The sequence below is a fragment of the Ruegeria sp. BHSA191 genome, from assembly GCF_059613325.1.
Map to the genome: position 1 here is coordinate 1 of NZ_JBXWSH010000021.1, position 17834 is coordinate 17834.

Here is a 17834-nt window from a genome sequence, read left to right on the forward strand (position 1 = left end):
TCGAGGCGACCTCGGCGGATGAGGCGCTGGCACTGACCGCCAGTTTGAATGACATCTCGCTGATCTTGTCCGATATTCGGCTGGAGGGCACTGCCACCGGCATTGATCTGATCGAACGACTTGCTCTACCAATTCCGGTGATCCTGATGACCTCGTTGCCCTATGATGACCCGCTGCACCGTCAAGCTCTTGCCAAGGCGCCGGTCCTGCGCAAACCCTTCACCCGCGCGCAATTGTCCGCGCTGATCCGAACCGAGGCCGCCTCATGACGCAACCCCTGGTGACCATTCTGGACGACGAGCCGGAAATCCGCCGGATTCTGACCGAAGCGCTTGAAGACGCTGGATTTCGAACCCAGAGCTTTGCCCGCGCCCGCGAATTCGAAGCGTCTCTGAAACGGGTCACGCCGGATGTGTGCCTCGTGGACCTGTCGCTGCCCGACACCGACGGATTGGCGCTGGTGCACCGGCTGGCGCTTGAACAGGGTGCGGCGGTCATCATCATTTCGGGTCGGGCACAGGTGCAGGACCGGGTGACGGGGCTGGAGTTGGGGGCCGATGACTACATCACCAAACCCTTTGACCCAGCTGAGGTGGTGGCCCGCATCCGCGCCCGTCTGCGTGCGCCCAGATCCCAGGTGCAGCAATCGCAGGTGGCCAGGTTCCATGGCTGGACGGCGTGTTTCGACCGCTATGTTCTGCTGACTGATACCGGTGAGGAAGCCGCATTCAGCCATGCCGAGGGCGAAGTTCTGCGGCTGTTCCTGGAAAGCCCCAAACGCCTGATCAGTCGAGCGCAGATGCAGGAGGCTTTGGGCGGGGCTGCGGGCGAAAGCTTTGACCGGGCGATGGACGTGCGCATATCGCGGCTGCGTACCAAACTGGGAGAAGACCCCAAGAACCCGCGCCTGATCAAGACCATCTACGGCGCCGGTTACATCTTTCTGGGCGACGTCGAGTGGCGGTGATAGAGTTTCGGAGCGAACGGCCCGACAGGTCTTGGTCACCCGATGCTTTGACGAAAACCCGCATTGGCACTGGTATTTTCGAGTTCAGCCCCTAACTGAAGGCTTCTGTGCGTCGTGGCACGGCTTTGCCGGTCGGCGCTTTGACAACTTGCAAATCCGGTTCTGACACGCAACAAGGCGTCAGAACGTTTGGAGACCCTGATGATCGGAAAGACCTGGGCCAAGTGGCGCTCCGGCCATATCGGCCGGCTGGTGGGCGATAGTCTGCGGGCGCAGTGGCGGCTTTATGCCATCGCAATGGTCGCCATGGCGATCGTGGCCGCGACGACAGCCGGAACCGCGTGGATGATGGAAAGCATCGTGGACGCGATGACCACCCCCGAAATGCAATCGCAGGTTTATTGGATTGCGCTCGGGGTCGTTGCGCTGTTTTTCACCAAGGCGGTGGCCTCCTATGCTCAGGCCGTGTTTCTGGCACGCGCCGGTAACCGCATCATCGCCGAGCAGCAGGAAAAGCTGTACGACAAGCTTATCACCCGCGGGGTCGGTTTTTTTGCCAAGACCGAGTCGTCTAGTCTTTTGATGCGCGTGACCAATGGGGCCCAGGCCGCGCGGCGTCTTGTGGATGTCATCGTCACCAGTTTCGTTCGAGACGCCCTGACGCTGGTCGGCCTGGTCTTTGTGATGGTCTACCAGCAACCGGTTCTGTCGGTTATGTTCTTTGTGGTGGGGCCATTGGCCCTGTGGGGCGTGAGGGCGCTTTTGAAAAGCGTGCGCGTCATCATGGAATCCGAGCTGAAATCGCTGGCAGAGATCATCAAGGTGCTTCAGGAAACTTCGGCCGGCATCAAGGTGATCAAGGTTTTTGCGCTCGAGGACATGATGGTCGACCGGATGCACGGCGCCATTCGCTCGGTCGAACGCCGCGCCAACTCGATCGCCAAGCTGCAGGCGATCGCAAGCCCCTTGATGGAGCTTTTGGCCGGATTGGCGGTGGCGGGCGTTCTCGTGGTTTCGACGATGGGACTCGCCGGCAGCGAGCCGCCATCGGCGGGTCAGTTGATGTCGTTCATCACGGCTCTTCTGATGGCCTACGAGCCGGCCAAACGGCTGTCGCGCATGCGTGTGGCGATCGAAACCACATTGGTGCCGATCGGTATGATGTTTCAGTTGCTGGATCAGGAAGACCCGATGCGCGAAAAGCCGGGGGCAATCGACCTTGCTCCGGGGCCCGGTGAAATTCGCCTGAAGGACGTCACGTTCGGGTATCGCGGTTCGCACCCGGTCATCCGAAAGCTGAGCGCTACCTTCGAGGCTGGCAAGACGACCGCGCTGGTGGGGCAATCCGGCGGCGGAAAATCGACCATCTTCGGCCTGATCATGCGGTTCTACGATCCCAAAAGTGGTACCGTTGAAATCGACGGGCAGAACTTGCAGGATGTCAGTTTTGCATCGTTGCGGCGCAAAATCTCGTTTGTAGGCCAGGACACTTTCCTGTTTTCGACATCCGTGATGGAGAATTTGCGCTTTGCCCGACCGGATGCCACCGACGAAGAGGTCATCGAGGCGGCGCGTGCTGCGCATGCGCATGACTTCATCATGGCGCTGCCCAAAGGTTATGATACGCAGGTTGGCGAAAACGGAGCCTTCCTGTCGGGTGGGCAAAAACAGCGCCTGGCCATCGCCCGGGCCATTCTGCGCAAGGCCGAGATCCTGTTGCTGGACGAAGCCACCAGTGCTTTGGATGCGGATTCCGAATCCCTGGTCAAGGACGCCTTGGACAGATTGACCGAAAACGTCACCACGATCGTCATCGCGCACCGGCTGTCGACGGTGCTGGGCGCGGACAAAATCATGGTGGTGCAAGACGGGCAGGTGGTCGAACAAGGCAATCTGGATGAATTGCTGGAAATGAACGGCAGATTCCGGGGTTTGTTCGACCAACAGTTCAAGACGTCCTCCAATTGACGCAGTTGGCGTGCCCTAGTCCCTGAACGCGCGGTTCTTGATCTTCAGAACCGGCTGCAACAGATACTCCAGGACGGTTTTCCGCCCGGACAGAATGTCGACCTCGGCGATCATACCCGGAATGATCTCGACAGGGTTCCCTGCCGCGTCCAGCAGCTTGTCTTCGGTCCGCACCTCGACCACGAAAACCTCTTCGTCGTTGCGCTCGGATCGGGTGATCGTGTCGGCACCGATGCGGATGATTTCACCGTCAAGTGCGCCATAGCGCGCGAAATCATAGGCCGTTATCTTGACCCTGACCTTCTGGCCTGCACGCAGAAAGGCAATGTCCTCGGGCCGGACGTAGGCTTCGACCAGCAGGCTGTCATCCAAGGGGACGATCTCGACCAACTCCTCTCCGCTGCGGGCCAAGCCGCCCAGTGTGCTGCGGTGCAATCGGTTGACGATTCCTTTGATCGGTGCTCGGACCTGCGCCCGCGAGGCTCTGTTTTCCAGCGCGGGCAGCGTCGGCTCCAGTGCGGCCAATTCGGCCGTGACCAAGGCAAGGTCGGTCAAGGCCGACGTGCGAAACCGGCTGCGGGCGGCCTTGATCCGATCATCGATTTCGCTCAACCCGGTGTTCAGCCGCAATGTGGCCGCCTCGGCTCTGACCTTGCGCCCTTTCCATTCGGCTTCGCTGCGGCGCAGGGCCATCAAGGTCGTCGCCGGCTCCATCTGGCGTTTAACCAGGGGTTCGATCAGGGCACGTTCCTCCGCCAGGACCTTGAGCGTTTCTTCCGCCGTGACCTTGTCGACCAAACCTTCTTCATACTCGCGCTGGCGTTGTTCGCGTTGTCGCTCCAGAATCGCGATCTCATCGGCCAATTCCGCCTGCCGCCCCAGATACAAGGCCGTCTCGGACTGGACGACTTCGGGCGCCTGCCGGACCAGATCGTCCTCAAACCTCAGATCGGTTCCATCGATCTCGGCCTGTAGCCTTTGTGCCTTTGCCATCAACCCAAAGGCCTTTTGCCGTTCGCGGTCCAGGTCGCTGTCAAGTTGCGTGGCGTCGAATTCCATCAACAGCTCATTCTTGTCGACGACCTGACCCTCGCGAACATGCAGGGCCAACAGAACGCCGGGTTCGGTGGCCTCGATGACTTGAACATCGGCCGACGGTACAATGCGCCCATCGGCGCGTACGACATCATCCAGTTCGGTGGTATACGCCCAGACACCCGCAACCAGGATGCAGCTCAAGGTCACCAGCAGCAGAACCGAACCTCGCGCGCCCGGGCGGCCGCGCAGTTCCCGCTCAAGGGAAGCAAAATCAGGATGCCGCGACATTCAGATGCCTCCGTGTACTGCGGGCGCGATGGGTCAGTATCGACTTGGGGCCGTCGGCGGCGATCCTGCCGTTCTCGATGACGATCACCCGCTCCACCATCTCTAGAAGGCTGGTTCTGTGGGTGACGACGATGGTCGTGGTTCCTTTTGTGGCCGTCTTGAGGCGCTGGATAATCTCGGCTTCTGACTTTACGTCCATTGCGCTTGTCGGTTCATCCAGGATCAGGACCGGTGGTCGCCCGATCAAGGCCCGTGCCAGGGCGATGGTCTGTCTCTGACCCCCTGACAGACCTTCGCCGCGCTCTGCCAGTTGCAGGTCGTAGCCGCTGGGGTGTCGGTTCACGAAATCTTCGACTCCGGCGATGTGGCCGGCGCGGATCAGGTCTTCCTCGCTGGGCCGATAGGCGCCGCTGACTATGTTGTCACGCACGGATCCTGAAAACAGCCATATGTCCTGCAGAACCGATCCAATGCTTCTCCGCAGGTCGCCCGGGTCAATCTGCCGGATGTCGATATTGTCCAGAAGAACCGACCCCGATCGCGGCTGGTACAGTCCCAGAAGCAACCGGGCAATTGTGCTCTTGCCCGAGCCGATCTGCCCAAGAATTGCGACCTTTTCCCCGGGTTCGATGGTGAAGGTCACGTTTCGCAGCGTATCTTCTTCCTGACCGGGATAGGCGAAGCAGACATTATTGAAGGAAACGCGGCCTGCAAAGCCGGGCCGGCTGATCCAGGTTTGTCCTGCTGGCTGTTCGCAGTCTGCCGACATCAGAGATTGCAGGTTGCGATAGGCGCTGCGCGCCTGATTGACCCGCGTCAGTGTTTGCGCAACCTGCCCCAGCGGGGCCAAGGCCCGACCGGTCAACATGACCGATGCAACGAGGGCACCCATGCTGGCGTGACCGTCGGCAATCAGGAATACCCCGTAGAAGACGATGAGAACCTGCGCGGCCTGTTGCACGAATCCGGTCAGGTTAAGCGCGAACTGGGTGATCGCCCGGCTCTTGATCCCGTTTTGCGAATGCCGCTCGACCGCCTCTTCCCAGCGCTTGCGCATCCGGTTCGAGGCCGTCGTGGTCTTGATCGTCTCTAGACCGGCCAGAGTTTCCACCAATACTGATTGCTTGGACTGCCCTTCGTCAAAATTCCGTGCCGCGAGCCGGGAAAGAAAGGGTTGCACCACCAAGCCCGCCAGCAGGACCGCAGGCACCGCCAGCGCCGGAATGGCCGCCAATTGACCGCCCACCAGGTAGATCGCGAAAATGAACAACGCGATGAAGGGCAGGTCGACGACGGCAACCAGCGTGGCTGACGTAAAGAACTCGCGCAGGGTTTCGAATTCGCGGACGGTGCTCGCCATGGCGCCAATCGACCCGGGGCGCGATTGCATCCGGATGTTCAGAATCTGGTTGAAGATCCGTCGCCCCATCAGCATGTCGGCCCTCTGGCCGGCCCTGTCGATGAACCCGGCCCGCAAGATCTTGAGGATGAAATCAAACAGCAACGCAAGACCGACGCCGACCGTCAGCGCGACAAGGGATTCCGTCGCCTCGTTGGGAAGTACCCGGTCGTAGACGACCATGATGAAGACCGATGTGGCCAGACCCAGAAAGTTGGTCATGGCGGCAGCCAGAGCGACTTGCGCATAGGACCAGCGGTTCGCCATCAGGGCCGACCAGAACCAGTGACCGTCGTCCCTGGTGTCCGGCTTCGGACCGTCCCTGTGGGCCTTACGGAACAATATGGCATAACCGGAATAAAGCGAGGCAACCGTCTCTTGGGGCATTTCCGAAACGCCATTGTCCAGTTCAGGGTCAAAGATCAACAGGTCTCCGCCGTGACCCCGTCCATGATAGACGACCGCCTTGTCGCCCTGCATCAAAAGAACAGCAGGTGCCAGCACATCGTCGAAGTCTTCCAGTCGACGTGCACCAAAACCGGCCTGCAGGCCGGCATCCTGAGCGAGAGCCAATGTCTCTTTGACGTTCAACCCCTTTTCCGGGTTGTGCTGGGCCGCAATGACCCGCGATGGCGTCAGTGGCCGCCCCAATTCGGCTGCGACGTGCAGAAGGCAACGCTCCAGTGCTTTGAAGTTCGGCTTTGTGGGTTCCGGGCGCTCCGAGGTCATGGCATGCCGTTCCAGTTTTCCAGTTGGATATCAAACAGGTCGAGGATGTCGCCGGTCAGGCTGATGGCGGCGTAATTGGTCAGGAAAAAGTTCTGCTCGGCGAGGATCATCCGCTCCTGCGCGGCGACCAGATCGCGTTGTGCATCCAGAATTTCGATCAGGCTGCTGCGGCCGATCTTGAACTGCTCTTGCATCGCCGAAACATTCTGGATGTTTGCCTGAACGGCGCGGCGCGCCTCTTTCAGTCGTTCCGCACCGGCTTTCTGGTCTGACCGAATGAAGCCAAGTTCGCGGCCGATTTCGCGGATCAGCGTTTCCCGCTCGAATTCCGCCTGCTTGATGCGCGCCGAGGCAGCGGCGATTTCGGCTCGCCGTTTGCCGGTGCTGTCAATCTCGTAATTGACGGACAGGTCCACTCCGAAATTCGCGTCATGATTGTCGTCCTGGTTGGCGAAGGCGGATACGCGGATATCCGGTTGGCGCCTGCCCAAGGCCGCCGACTGCTCGGCCCTAGCGGCAAGAAGCGCCGCATCCGTGCGTCGAACCTGTGGGCTGTTCAGCACGATCTGGCTGTCGCTTCTGTTCAATACGGGCGCGGGAAGCGGAGCGGGTAAAGCACCGGGGTCATAGCCGAATATCTCCCGGAAACGGGCGATGGACCGATCAGCCTGCGCCTGCGCGTTGGCCAGTTTCGTGCGGGCATCTGCGATCCTGGACCGGGCGGTCAGAAGGTCGGCAGTCGATCCGGCTCCGATGTCGGTCCTCTCGGAAATCTGCCGTTCGATCTGTTCGTGCGCCGCTACATTCTGCCGAGCAATGTCAACAAGCTCGCGCCGGTTCAGAACCGAAACATAGGCCTCGATTGCGGCCAATGCGGTCGCGGAAGCCGTCTGCAATTGGCTGCCGCGGCTTTCCAAAATCCTGGCCCGAGCAGCGGCCAGATTGCCAGAGGCCGCGCCGCCGTCATAGACTAATTGAGAGACGCGTAGATAGGGCGATAGGTCAGAAACATTCGAATCCACGCGCTCGGAACGCGCATTCAATCCCAAGGACAGCTGCGGCAGAAATGCACCTTCGGCGACGTCCCGGTTCGCGCGTGCCAGGTCGATTTCCGTATTTGACTTCGCAAGCGTCGGACTGGATTCCACCGCCTGGCGGATGCGGCGGCCGAACTCGCTGCTGGTCAGTCGCTCAGACGGTTCGGTAGCGCCCGCTCCGGCCGTGCCGGCCGAGAAGGCCATTTCGACTGGCGCCAGATCCGGCACGGGTTCGCACGCGGAGACAAGAGCCAAAAGAATGCAGCCAAGTACTTTCTGCGCAGACCGTTCAAACAAATGCATGGGAAGCCTCGTTTTCGGCCTTGGATTGTGCCGTAGCGAGCGCAGTGAGGAACCCGTCCAGTTCCGACGGCTGGGAGGTTGCGCAAGCGGATTGAGTTCGGCCGGCGGCCATCTGCAACTTGCCCAACCATTCAAAATGAGCGAGCGAAACCCGATGGCTGTATGCGATCTGCATTGCGCCACTCGTCATCATCAGCGAGGTTTCGGGGGGTGACAACTCGGCCAAACGCGTGAAATCGATGCCGCAAAGAGGCAAATCCAGGCTCAGCGGCACACCTGATTGCAAGGGTGCAAACAGCTTGAGCTCGGCAAGGACGGCGCAGGCGGACTCAGCCGCTCTCTGCTCCGCCACATAGTGTCGCATGAAGTCGACGACTGTCCCAAGCTCTTGCGAGGGCGCCTTGTCGGACGTGAAAAACGGCAGTCCTGTCGAATCTGGTGTGACAAGGCCCGTCGTTTCGTCCACAAGCAAGGTAAAGGTGCTCTCGTGCCCGGCTTGCCGACGGTCGGCCGGCGCCGCGAAAAAGGGGTGACACCGCAGGACAGACGGCACATAGGGTGCCAACCATCGGCCGTCGTTTGCGACGAAGAGGTTTGGTTCCCCTTCCAAGACAGACATGATGCTGACCGGTCGCAGCGATTCGCCGTTGGAGAGAAACCCGATCGGGAATGAAGCTGCGACGATCGGGATTTCTGAGGCAACGACCTCGCAAACTGCCATGGTTCGGGCGAAATCATAGGATGTGAACCGATGCCAAGAGCATTTGGAATGTCTCTGTGTGGTCACTGCGACCCGGTCGTTCTGAACCATTTTCCCTCTCGATGCTCGCTATGGGCAACACCCCCTTGGGGATGTTGCATGTTCCTTCGCTGGATCAGGCGGTCGCGCCGGTGGGATCCGTGTGCAGGATGTTGTCGCTGCTGAGGCTTCCGAGATCGCCAACCCCCTGAAAGTGCGCGATCATGTCGACAGAGGCCGTTCCCGAGGCGGTATAGTCCACCTTGGCCAGCACGCTGTCGGTTCCGTCGGTGGCCATCAGATAGATCTCATCGCCAGACTGAGCGCCACCCAAGCCTTCGGCTGCGGTCGTCAAGGTTCCCACATCGAGATCGGCCAGTTGGGTGTTCAGTCCGACAAAGCCAGTGTTCGCGCCAAGAGAACCTCCCAGCCCCAAAATCTCGATATCTGTCCCGCTTCCGCGCAAGGTCGAAGCATCAAGCCCGCTGAAGAGCAATGCATCGGTCACATCCGTCGCCGGACCAATATTGAAGCCGGTGATTGTATCCGTGCCGTTGATCGCGGGGTTCGCTTCAAACACGACCAGATCGCGCCCGGCGCCCGTCAGGTTAATTGCGTCGTCGCCGCCGCCGCCTCGAACGACGTCGTCCACATTCGAGGTCGACAGGATATCGGCGCCATCGGTTCCCATTTGCCATTTGGCTGGTCCGCCATTCGGTGTCGTTATTGCCAGAGCGATGGGCTGAGAAGGATCTTGCACCGTGATCGTGAAGGTGAACAGCGGTTGCGACAGGTCGGTGAAGGTCAGGGCCGTACCGGCAAAGTTGACGGCGCCCGGACCGGGTGAATAAGTGAGCTCCGAAAAGAGTTCGGGGTTTGGAACCGTCGATCCGGCGTTGAAGGTGACGACCGTCGGGTCGAAGGTCGCGTCGACATTGTAATCGATGCCGCTGGAGATATCGCGGTCTGCGTCGGCGTAGACGGCCAGTGTGACTTCGGACCCGGTTCGGCCGAATTCGGCGATCGTGTAAGCCGAGGGCACATGCGCAAAAACCTGGTCACTGACGGGCACGGGGTCAGGCCCTGTTGCGACGCTTGCCGTAGCCTGAACGTCGATGGCGTCGCCGCCGTCGAGCCCTGCGAAAGTCGCGGCTGGTACTGAGATGCTCCATGACCCGTCTGCTGCGACGGTCGCGGCCCCCACCGCGTTGGAGTTGACGGTCACATCCACCGACTGGCCGGGGGCGAGGCCATACGATGTTCCGCTGATCACAGTGCCGTTCGCTTGCGCGTCGACCAGAGCGATGCTGTCGTTTGTGCCCACCGGGTCCAGCAAAAGGATCGGACGGAAATCGGTCGCGAAATTCGCGGGCGTGGCCGAGGCCGGGTTCCCTGCAGCGTCTGCGACCGTGGCCGTGATCGTGTAGTTTCCGCCATCCGACAGACCTGAAAGGTCCGACGCAGGAATCGTCGCTGTCCAGCTTCCACCATTGGCGGTGGCCGTGTAGGTCTGACCGTTCAACGATACAGTGACCGTCTGCCCGTCTTCGGCTGTGGTCGAACCCGAAACCGGCAGGTCTGAACCTCTCTCGACGACATCAAGTGTCGCGCCCACAAGTAGCGGGTCCACCGTGATCGTCGGCGCCGAATAGTCGGTTGCGAAGCCGGTGGTCGCGCTTTGGGTGTTTCCGGCTGGATCGGTTACTGTCGCGGTAACGTTGTACGCTTCGGCGTCCTGCAACGAGGAGATGTCCACACTGGTCGCCACGAAGCTCCAGGCGCCGCCGCTGACGGTTGCGGAGCCGGTCGCGTCGACCGTGCCATCGGCCCGGGCGATGCTGATGGATACGATCGATCCGTCCGGCGCATCCGTCGTTCCGTTGACCGAAAGACCGCCAGCCCGTTCGGTTGCATTCATCACCGCTCCGGTCGAAATGCCCGAAATCGCCAGCGTCGGGGCCGTGAAATCCGTGTCGAAACTGGTAGATGCCTGAGTAGCGGGGTTGCCGGCAGCATCCGAGACGTCCGCCGTGACAGAGATCGTGGACCCGTCGGCGAGCGCGGCCAGGTCAGCCATCGGAACGGTCACTGCCCAGCTTCCACCGGTTGCGGACGCGGAATAACTCTGTCCGTTCAGGTTGACGGTCACGGCCTGCCCATCCTCGGCGGTCGTCGAGCCGGAGACGGTGAGGTCCGTGGCCTGCTCGGCCGCATTCATGACGGCGCCGTCGGAAAGCGCGTCGATGGTGACCATGGGCGCGGTGGCGTCCTTGGACAACCCGATGCTGGCCTGAGGCGCAGACAGGCCGTCCGCATCAATCACGTCGGCGGTGATGGTGAAACTGCCACCATCCGCCAGCGCCATCAGATCAGTGCTTGGGACGGTGACGCTCCAACTTCCGGACGAGACCGTACCAACATAGGGTTGTCCGTCCAGGTTCACCGTTACGGTTTGGCCGTCGGTCACGTTGCCCGTGGTTCCCGAGATCACAAGATCCGAGCCGGTTTCCGTGGAATTCATAACTGACCCGACCGACAGAGGAGCGATGGATATGGACGGGCCGGTTAAATCGACTGGAACCGAGGCCGAAATCGGCGACGCCGGATTGCCGGCGGCGTCGTCGACGGTGACGCTGACGTCTACCGGAACTCCGGTGGACAAGGTCGCCAGATCCGCGACGGGGACGGTAACTGACCACGCACCGCCAGAGACGGTGCCGGAATACGTGTTTCCGGCGAAGGTGACAGTGACGGCCTGTCCGTCTTCCGCCGTAGACGTGCCGGTCAGGGTCAGGTCCGCGCCGACATCGGCAAGGTCGATCTGCCCACCGGCCACGGGGTCAAGGGTCACTGTGGGATCGGTGAAGTCGGTGTTGAAACTGCCTGTCGCCTGAAGAGCTGGGTTCCCGGCGCGATCTTCGACATCTGCAGTTACGGAAATGACCGCTCCGTCGGGCAAGGACGTAAGATCCGGGGCCGGGATTGTGACGCTCCAGGTGCCGCCTGACGCCGTTCCGGAATAGGTCTGGCCATTGAGGTTTACGGTGACGGTCTGCCCGTTTTCGGCGTCAGTGATTCCGGTGACAGTCAGGTCCGTACCGCTTTCGGCGGCGTTCATGACCGCACCGTCTGAAAACTCGGTGATCGAGATCGTCGGTGCAATCGTGTCGACCGTGAAATCCGCCGTGGCGACCGATATTTCGTTTCCGTCACTGTCCAAGCTGCGGACCGAAACGGTCGTCACCCCCTGTGGCAGCCCCGCGGCCTCGGCCTGCGTCAGCGATACGCTCCATGTGCCATCGGGCGCGGGCGCGGCGATTGTGGTGACCGAGCCGATTGTCACCTCCACGGCGGCAGCCCCCGCCGCTGCCTCTGCCCCTGTGCTGACACTGTTGAGCGACGTGCCTTGAAGCTCGGCAAGGTTCAGGCTGGGGGGCGCAGGGACAGAAGGTGTGACGGGTGCCGGTTCGGGGGCCGGGATCGGGCTTGGCTCGGGCGTTTCATCCCCGCCGCCACCCCCGCCGGCGGCAGCCGCGCCGGCAAGGCCTATGCCGCCTAACACCGCGCCGGCTGCGCCGACTCCGCCTCCGGCTGCGGCCCCAGCGGCTGCGGCTTCGGCTGCGAACTGGGCAATCTCGACGGCGACGCCCTCGGCGATCATGATCGCGCCGCCGTCCAGTACGCGCACGTCTTCGGCTGCCACGACAACAGTTCGGCCGTCAAGCATCTTGAGTTGGACGTCGCCATTCTCAAGCAGTTTTACCGACCGGACGCCGGGCAACACTTCGGCGAACTGAAACGAGTCCAGGTCTTCTCGGCTGGCCTGGGCCAATGCAGGGAGGGTCAGCAAGGTCGAAACGAGACCGCCCGCAAAGCCGCGACCGGCCCATTTGCGCAGCTGTTTTTCAATCAGGTGGCGGGCTGTGATATCTTTGCCCGTTTCCGGTGCCTTGTCAGCCAAAGAGGCCTTTTGCGAACCTTGTTTCATCGTCATGATGCCCTCACCATCGGTGGCCACAAACAGCAGGTCGGCAGGCAGAGACGCAGCGTGTTTCGATCTTCGTTCCTGTCGCCTGTTTTCTCATGCGGTCGAACCCAAAAAGTTGTTTAAAACTGGAACCGAAATCCTCGTTTTCACCACATTTTCGTTCTGATCCCTGCTTCTCTTTCGGATGACCCTTGACGTGTGCCGCAAGTGGCGTGGGGGAAATCGAAAGTGAATCTTCAGTTCGAAAGAGTGGTGGCAACGGGAAGCCCGGCGCTCGATTCCGGTATCGGCGATACGGCTTTAAAAACGTTTAACGGTGTCACGTACCTGTACGGCGTGACTGGCGCGACAGGCGGGATTTCGGTTTGGGAACTGACAGCGGGCGGCGCGCCCGTGTTCCATGATGATCAGTATTTCGGCAGTACGATTGCCCTTCAGGCCGGGCGGTTCGGGCAGCCCGTAACCTTTGGCGCCCAAGACTGGATCGTGCTGGATATCGACACCGCGACGGGGCTTGTCGGCTATCAGTTGAACGGGAACGGCACGATCGGGGCCTTGGGCGAAGCCGCCGCGGTTTCGGGAGGTGGGGACGTGACGAGCCTGGTTCAGTACTCCGCCGGGGCAAGCGAATTCGTGACGGTTTCCCATCAAGATACTGCGCAGGTCACGACATACCGGATTGAAACGAACGGAACGCTTTTCGAGGTTGGGTCCCTCGCCGGTCAGGCTGATTCGATGCAGGCTGCACAGGTTGGCCCGAGTTCATTCGTGGTTGCGGCCAATGCAGCCGACAGCACGGTTCAGGTCTTCGGAGTCGACCTGATGACGGGCAGTCTGAGCCTGACCGATACGGGCGCATCGCTCGCAACGTTGGGCATCCATACCCCCACGGCGCTCGAGATCGTGCAGGCCCATGGCCAGACCTGGGTTCTGGTTGCGGGGTCGGGCAGCAACTCGATCAGCGTCATGCGGTTGGGCGCGGATGGCAGCCTGGTTCCAACCGACCATGCCCTCGACACGCTTGGCACCCGGTTCGGATCGGTTCAGGACATGAAGGTCGTCGAAGCGGGCGGCCATGTTTTCGTGGTGGCCGGTGGCGGCGACGACGGGGTCACGCTGCTGACGATGACGCCGGATGGCAAGCTGGTCTATCTGGACAGCTTTGCCGATACGCTGGCCAGCGGCCTTCAGAATGTCGAGGTGATCGAAGTTGCCCATGTCGGGAACGAGTTGCAGATCTTTGCCGGCTCGCAGCAGGAGCCGGGCTTGACCCAACTGAGTGTGTCTCTGCAGGATTTGGGCGTGGTTGCCGAAGGCTATGGCACCGTGACCGGCACCGCGCAGGACGACATGCTGAGCGGTGGCGTTCTGGATACTGTCGTGCAGGGCGGGGCCGGAGACGACATCCTGATTGCCGGGCGTGGCGCGACAACCCTGACCGGCGGATCGGGTGCCGACATCTTCGTCATGCGGTCCGGCAGCGGGCCAACCACGATCACAGATTTTCAGGCTGGCACCGACCGCCTGGACCTGTTCGACTATCTGCTGCTGCGCAATCCCGGCCAGTTGACCGTGACCTCGACCGCGCAGGGTGCGCAGATTGACTATCGCAACGAGACGATTCATGTCGTCTCGGCCGACGGGTCGCCGCTGGACGGTGCGGCTATGTTCGGTGCGGGGTTTCAGGGTCCCGATCACATGCCGGTCGACTACGGCGTGTTTGCCAGCCCGCAATCCTCGGGTGGGGTAGTCGGTCTCGTTTCGATCGACTCGCGAACCGCGAATCCGGGCCTCACCGATGCCGAAATCCGGTTCACGCCCTCCGGCAACGCGACGATCACGGCGCAGGCGGACGGGCAGGGGCAGTTCGATCTGGGCCTTCCGGACGGAACCCTGAACGGCCATCTGGACATCATCAAAACCTACTCCAATGCCACGCGCGAAATCACCGCGCTGGATTCCCTGCAGGTTCTGCGAATCTCGGTCGGCATGGATCCGACATGGGGTCCAGCAAGCCCCGAAGATCTGATCGCCGCCGATATCACGGGTGATGGCAAGGTGACGGCTATGGATGCACTGGTGATCCTGCAAGTGGCCGTCGGCATGCCGTCATTGCACGAGCCCGAGTGGGTCTTTCTGGATCAGAACGCCGACCTGTCCGGCATCACGCGGCACAACGTTTCGTATGACACCGGAGTTTCCGTGGCGGCCGTCGATGGCGTGATCGCTACTGACATGACATCCATCTTGCTGGGCAACCTCGAAGGCCCGTGACGCGCTATTCGCGGAAGGCCCGGTTGAAATAGTCGGTCATGGGCTTGACCAGATAGGACAGCGGCGTGCGCTCGTCGGTCTTGATCAGAGTTTCGACCGGCATGCCGGGCAGCAGGGTCTGGCCATTCAGCCGTTCGGTCTGGCCATCGTCCAGGGCCACCTCGGTCCGATAATAGGCCTGCCCGGTCTTTTCATTGGTCAGCGCGTCGGCCGACACGTTGATTACATGGCCGTCGATCTGGGGGGTTTCCCTCTGGTTGAAGGCCGGAAACCGCAGGGTGACGGGTTGTCCCACGTGCAGCTGGTCGACATGGATAGCGTCCACGCGCGCCGCCACCAGCAAGGGCGTATCGTCGGGGACGATGTACATCATGGGTTCGCCGGGCTGAACCACGGATTGCGCTGCAAAGACCTGGCTGCCGAAGACCGTACCAGCGACCGGGGCGCGAATGTCCAGGCGCGACAGGCGCTCGGTCAGCGACAGGCGACGCTGCGACAGCTCCACGATCTGCGCCTGCACTTCCCGCAACTCTGTGATCGCCTGCTCGCGCCGTGCGGACGCCAGCTCGACGATCTGGATTTCGGTCGCGGCGATCTGTCCCTTCAGGCGGGCCACCGTTGCCTCCAGCCGCCCGATTTCACCGGTCAGGCTGGCCTCTTCGCGCTGCAGGGCCAGCACCCGGCTGGCCTGGGTCAGGCCCTTGGCCAGAAGGTCGTTCTGATCCTCCAGCTCTTGCCGGATCAGATCGACCTGTTTGGTCAGCGACACCCATTGGGCGTCGGTTCCTGCGATTTCGCTTTCGATTTGATTCCGTTGCTTGCCCAGCTGGTCGATCTTCTGGGCCAAGGTATCGGACCGCGCCAGGAACAGGTTTCTTTGTCCGGTGATCAAATCCGGGTCGATCGGTTCCATCCGCGCAAGATCGCGCATGCGCGCGTCCAGTTCGTCGACCTTGGCGCCATCGCGTTCCGCTTCCAGCCGCACCTTCCGCGCCAGCAACTCGAACAACTGAGATTCGATGATGGCCTTCTCGGACGTCAGGAAGGTGCCGTCCAACTGCAACAGAAGGTCCCCCTGGGCGACATGGTCGCCATCGCGGGCGTACAATTCGCCCACGACCCCGCCGTCAGGGTGCTCGATCACCTGCCGGTTGCTCTGGACTTCGACGACGCCGGGCGAGACGATCGCCCCGGCCAGTCTGGTCCGCGTGCTCCAAACGCCGACGCCGCCGATCAGGATCGTCAGTGCGGCAAAACCCACTAGGGCCGGAACGGTGATCCGCCAGGCCGGGCGCGAAACTTGGTTGGCCATGTCTATTCACCCACCTTCTTGAGCTGTCGCTTGATGACGCCCGCGTTCTGCACCATTGCGCTCAGAACATCGTCGCGCGGTCCGAATTTAACGATCTGGCCTCGTTCGACCACAGCCAGGTCGTCGCACTCTGAAATGGCCTGGGGCCGGTGCGTCATGATGATGGCCGCCTTGCCTTCGGCTTTGAGATTTCGGATGGCCGCGTTCAGCGCGTCCGTTCCGTCGGCATCCAACGCCGAATTGGGCTCGTCCAGGATCAGCACGACCGGGTCGCCATACAGAGCGCGCGCCAGGGCGATCCGCTGTTTCTGACCGCCCGACAGTTGGCTGTCATTGCCTTCCAGAAACGTGTCATACCCTTTCTCGAGGCTCAGGATCAGTTCATGCGCATTGGCCTTCTTGGCGGCGGCCACGACGGCCTCGGCGTCAGGCGACAGGGACATCCGAGCGATATTCTCGGCCACGGTTCCGTTGAACAGGGTGACCTGCTGCGGCAGATAGCCGATGTGACGGCCCAGATCGTCCGGGTCATACTGGCTAAGGGTTGCGCCGCCCAGGCGAACCTCGCCCGCCGCCGGCGCCCACAGTCCCAGCAGCGCCTTGGCCAGTGTGGTCTTGCCCGATCCGCTCTTGCCGATCACGCCAAGCGCCTTGCCGGGCTCCAGCACCAGAGACGCCCCACGCAGGGTCGGTGTCTTGGTGCCCGGAGGGATCACCGTCAGGTTCTTGGCCACCAGCCGCGCGGCGGGAACCGGCAACTTGGTGCGCGACGGCTCCCTGGGTGTTCGGGCCAAAAACTGGTTCAGGCCCTTCCACGCCATGCGCGCCCGTTCGACCATCGCCCATTGGCCCACGATCTGTTCCACAGGTGCCAGCGCCCGTCCCAGCAGAATTGACCCCGCGATCATCGCGCCCGCCGTCATCTCGTTCTGCAGCACCAGCCAGGCGCCCAGTGCCAGCATGGCCGACTGCAGAAACAGCCGCAGGGATTTCGTCAGCGCGCTGAAGCTGCCGGTCCAGTCGCTGGCCGAAATGCTCTGCGACAAGGCCTGCGATCTCTGTTGCAGCCACCGGTCGGTAACGTCCCGCTGCATGCCCTGCGATCGCACCACCTCGACCGCCTGACGGGCACTTTCGGAAAAGGCGTTGGCCTTGGCCGACGCGACCTGGGCTTCGGCGACCTTATGGTGGGTCAGGATCTGGTTCACGACCGCAATGACGATCAGAAGAATCCCGCCCCCCACCGCGAGCCAGCCCAGAAGAGGGTGGAAAATGAAGATGGCGGCCAGAAACACCGGCGTCCAAGGCAGGTCCATTATCGCCAGAAATACGGGCGAGGCACACAGGGCCTGAATGGTCTCGAGGTCGCGCAGCGACCGGGCGGGTGTGGCCCGGGCTTGAGGATAAAGAGCATGGCGCAGGGTCGCGTCGAACACACGTTCGTCCAGGTCGGACTGAAACCTGGCGCCGAACCGGGCAATGATCCGCCCGCGGGCATAGTCCAGCATTGCCATCAGGCCATAGAGCAGGGCGACCAGCAGAAACAGCGCCGTCAGCGTCTCGACCGCGCGCGAGGACAGGACGCGGTCATAGACCTGAAGCATGAACAGCGGCCCGGTCAACATCAGGATGTTGACGAAGACGCTGAACAGGAAGGTCAGCAACAGGAAGGTCGATCCCTGCCTGCGTGCGGATTGAAGCTCGGGGTCCGGGCGGAGATTTTCAGGGTGCTTCGGGCTCACGATCGGTCAACCTTTGTCATTCATGCGCGGATCCGGGGCTGTGACAAGCT

Annotated in this window: 11 protein-coding genes; 4 read left to right on the forward strand and 7 right to left on the reverse strand. The window is 61.7% G+C overall.

Annotation, left to right across the window (positions count from 1 at the left end; translation table 11 throughout):
- From AC2FNS_RS16480 to AC2FNS_RS16490, 3 genes are all read left to right on the forward strand, one after another.
- Positions 1-269: response regulator (locus AC2FNS_RS16480; protein ID WP_496803914.1), on the forward strand; the 269-nt coding region annotated here is incomplete at its 5' end.
- Positions 266-967: a response regulator transcription factor gene (locus AC2FNS_RS16485; protein ID WP_496712358.1), complete on the forward strand. Its 702-nt coding sequence runs from the start codon at positions 266-268 to the stop codon at positions 965-967. The genes AC2FNS_RS16480 and AC2FNS_RS16485, both read left to right, overlap by 4 nt.
- Positions 968-1168: 201 nt before the next feature.
- A complete protein-coding gene (locus AC2FNS_RS16490; protein ID WP_496681476.1) occupies positions 1169-2935 on the forward strand; it encodes an ABC transporter ATP-binding protein in 1767 nt (588 codons plus the stop codon).
- 15 nt (positions 2936-2950) lie between these two features.
- Here AC2FNS_RS16490 and AC2FNS_RS16495 read toward each other — a convergent pair whose 3' ends face one another.
- From AC2FNS_RS16495 to AC2FNS_RS16515, 5 genes are all read right to left on the reverse strand, one after another.
- Positions 2951-4261, reverse strand: coding sequence for an HlyD family type I secretion periplasmic adaptor subunit (locus AC2FNS_RS16495; protein ID WP_496712359.1), 1311 nt, complete (start codon positions 4259-4261; stop codon positions 2951-2953).
- Positions 4245-6389: a type I secretion system permease/ATPase gene (locus AC2FNS_RS16500; RefSeq protein ID WP_496712361.1), complete on the reverse strand. Its 2145-nt coding sequence runs from the start codon at positions 6387-6389 to the stop codon at positions 4245-4247. Before AC2FNS_RS16500 ends, AC2FNS_RS16495 begins: the two co-directional genes overlap by 17 nt.
- Positions 6386-7729, reverse strand: coding sequence for a TolC family protein (locus AC2FNS_RS16505; protein ID WP_496797745.1), 1344 nt, complete (start codon positions 7727-7729; stop codon positions 6386-6388). The genes AC2FNS_RS16500 and AC2FNS_RS16505 overlap by 4 nt, the downstream gene beginning before the upstream one ends.
- Positions 7716-8540, reverse strand: a complete 825-nt coding sequence (locus tag AC2FNS_RS16510; RefSeq protein ID WP_496727643.1) for a SapC family protein — start codon at positions 8538-8540, stop codon at positions 7716-7718. The genes AC2FNS_RS16505 and AC2FNS_RS16510 overlap by 14 nt, the downstream gene beginning before the upstream one ends.
- Positions 8541-8604: 64 nt before the next feature.
- Positions 8605-12462 (reverse strand): beta strand repeat-containing protein, encoded by a 3858-nt coding sequence (locus tag AC2FNS_RS16515; protein ID WP_496803915.1) that lies wholly within the window; start codon positions 12460-12462, stop codon positions 8605-8607.
- Between the two features lie 330 nt (positions 12463-12792).
- Here AC2FNS_RS16515 and AC2FNS_RS16520 point away from each other — a divergent pair, with 330 nt between their 5' ends.
- Positions 12793-14730 carry a M10 family metallopeptidase C-terminal domain-containing protein gene (locus AC2FNS_RS16520; RefSeq protein ID WP_496712365.1) on the forward strand — a complete coding sequence of 646 codons (1938 nt, stop codon included), beginning with the start codon at positions 12793-12795 and terminating at the stop codon, positions 14728-14730.
- 4 nt (positions 14731-14734) lie between these two features.
- On the opposite strand, the gene AC2FNS_RS16525 is transcribed toward AC2FNS_RS16520, so the two are convergent.
- The gene (locus tag AC2FNS_RS16525; RefSeq protein WP_496727644.1) at positions 14735-16042 is read right to left on the reverse strand and encodes an HlyD family type I secretion periplasmic adaptor subunit; all 1308 of its coding nucleotides are present in this window, start codon (positions 16040-16042) and stop codon (positions 14735-14737) included.
- Positions 16043-16044: 2 nt separating this feature from the next.
- Positions 16045-17784 (reverse strand): type I secretion system permease/ATPase, encoded by a 1740-nt coding sequence (locus AC2FNS_RS16530; RefSeq protein WP_496727645.1) that lies wholly within the window; start codon positions 17782-17784, stop codon positions 16045-16047.
- Positions 17785-17834 lie beyond the last annotated feature (50 nt).

Bases quoted from the DNA above. Each gene is read 5' to 3' on its own strand.
- AC2FNS_RS16485 (WP_496712358.1), top strand. From the start codon at position 266: ATGACGCAACCCCTGGTGACCATTCTGGACGACGAGCCGGAAATCCGC.
- AC2FNS_RS16490 (WP_496681476.1), top strand. From the start codon at position 1,169: ATGATCGGAAAGACCTGGGCCAAGTGGCGCTCCGGCCATATCGGCCGG.
- AC2FNS_RS16495 (WP_496712359.1), bottom strand. From the start codon at position 4,261: ATGTCGCGGCATCCTGATTTTGCTTCCCTTGAGCGGGAACTGCGCGGC.
- AC2FNS_RS16500 (WP_496712361.1), bottom strand. From the start codon at position 6,389: ATGACCTCGGAGCGCCCGGAACCCACAAAGCCGAACTTCAAAGCACTG.
- AC2FNS_RS16505 (WP_496797745.1), bottom strand. From the start codon at position 7,729: ATGCATTTGTTTGAACGGTCTGCGCAGAAAGTACTTGGCTGCATTCTT.
- AC2FNS_RS16510 (WP_496727643.1), bottom strand. From the start codon at position 8,540: ATGGTTCAGAACGACCGGGTCGCAGTGACCACACAGAGACATTCCAAA.
- AC2FNS_RS16515 (WP_496803915.1), bottom strand. From the start codon at position 12,462: ATGACGATGAAACAAGGTTCGCAAAAGGCCTCTTTGGCTGACAAGGCA.
- AC2FNS_RS16525 (WP_496727644.1), bottom strand. From the start codon at position 16,042: ATGGCCAACCAAGTTTCGCGCCCGGCCTGGCGGATCACCGTTCCGGCC.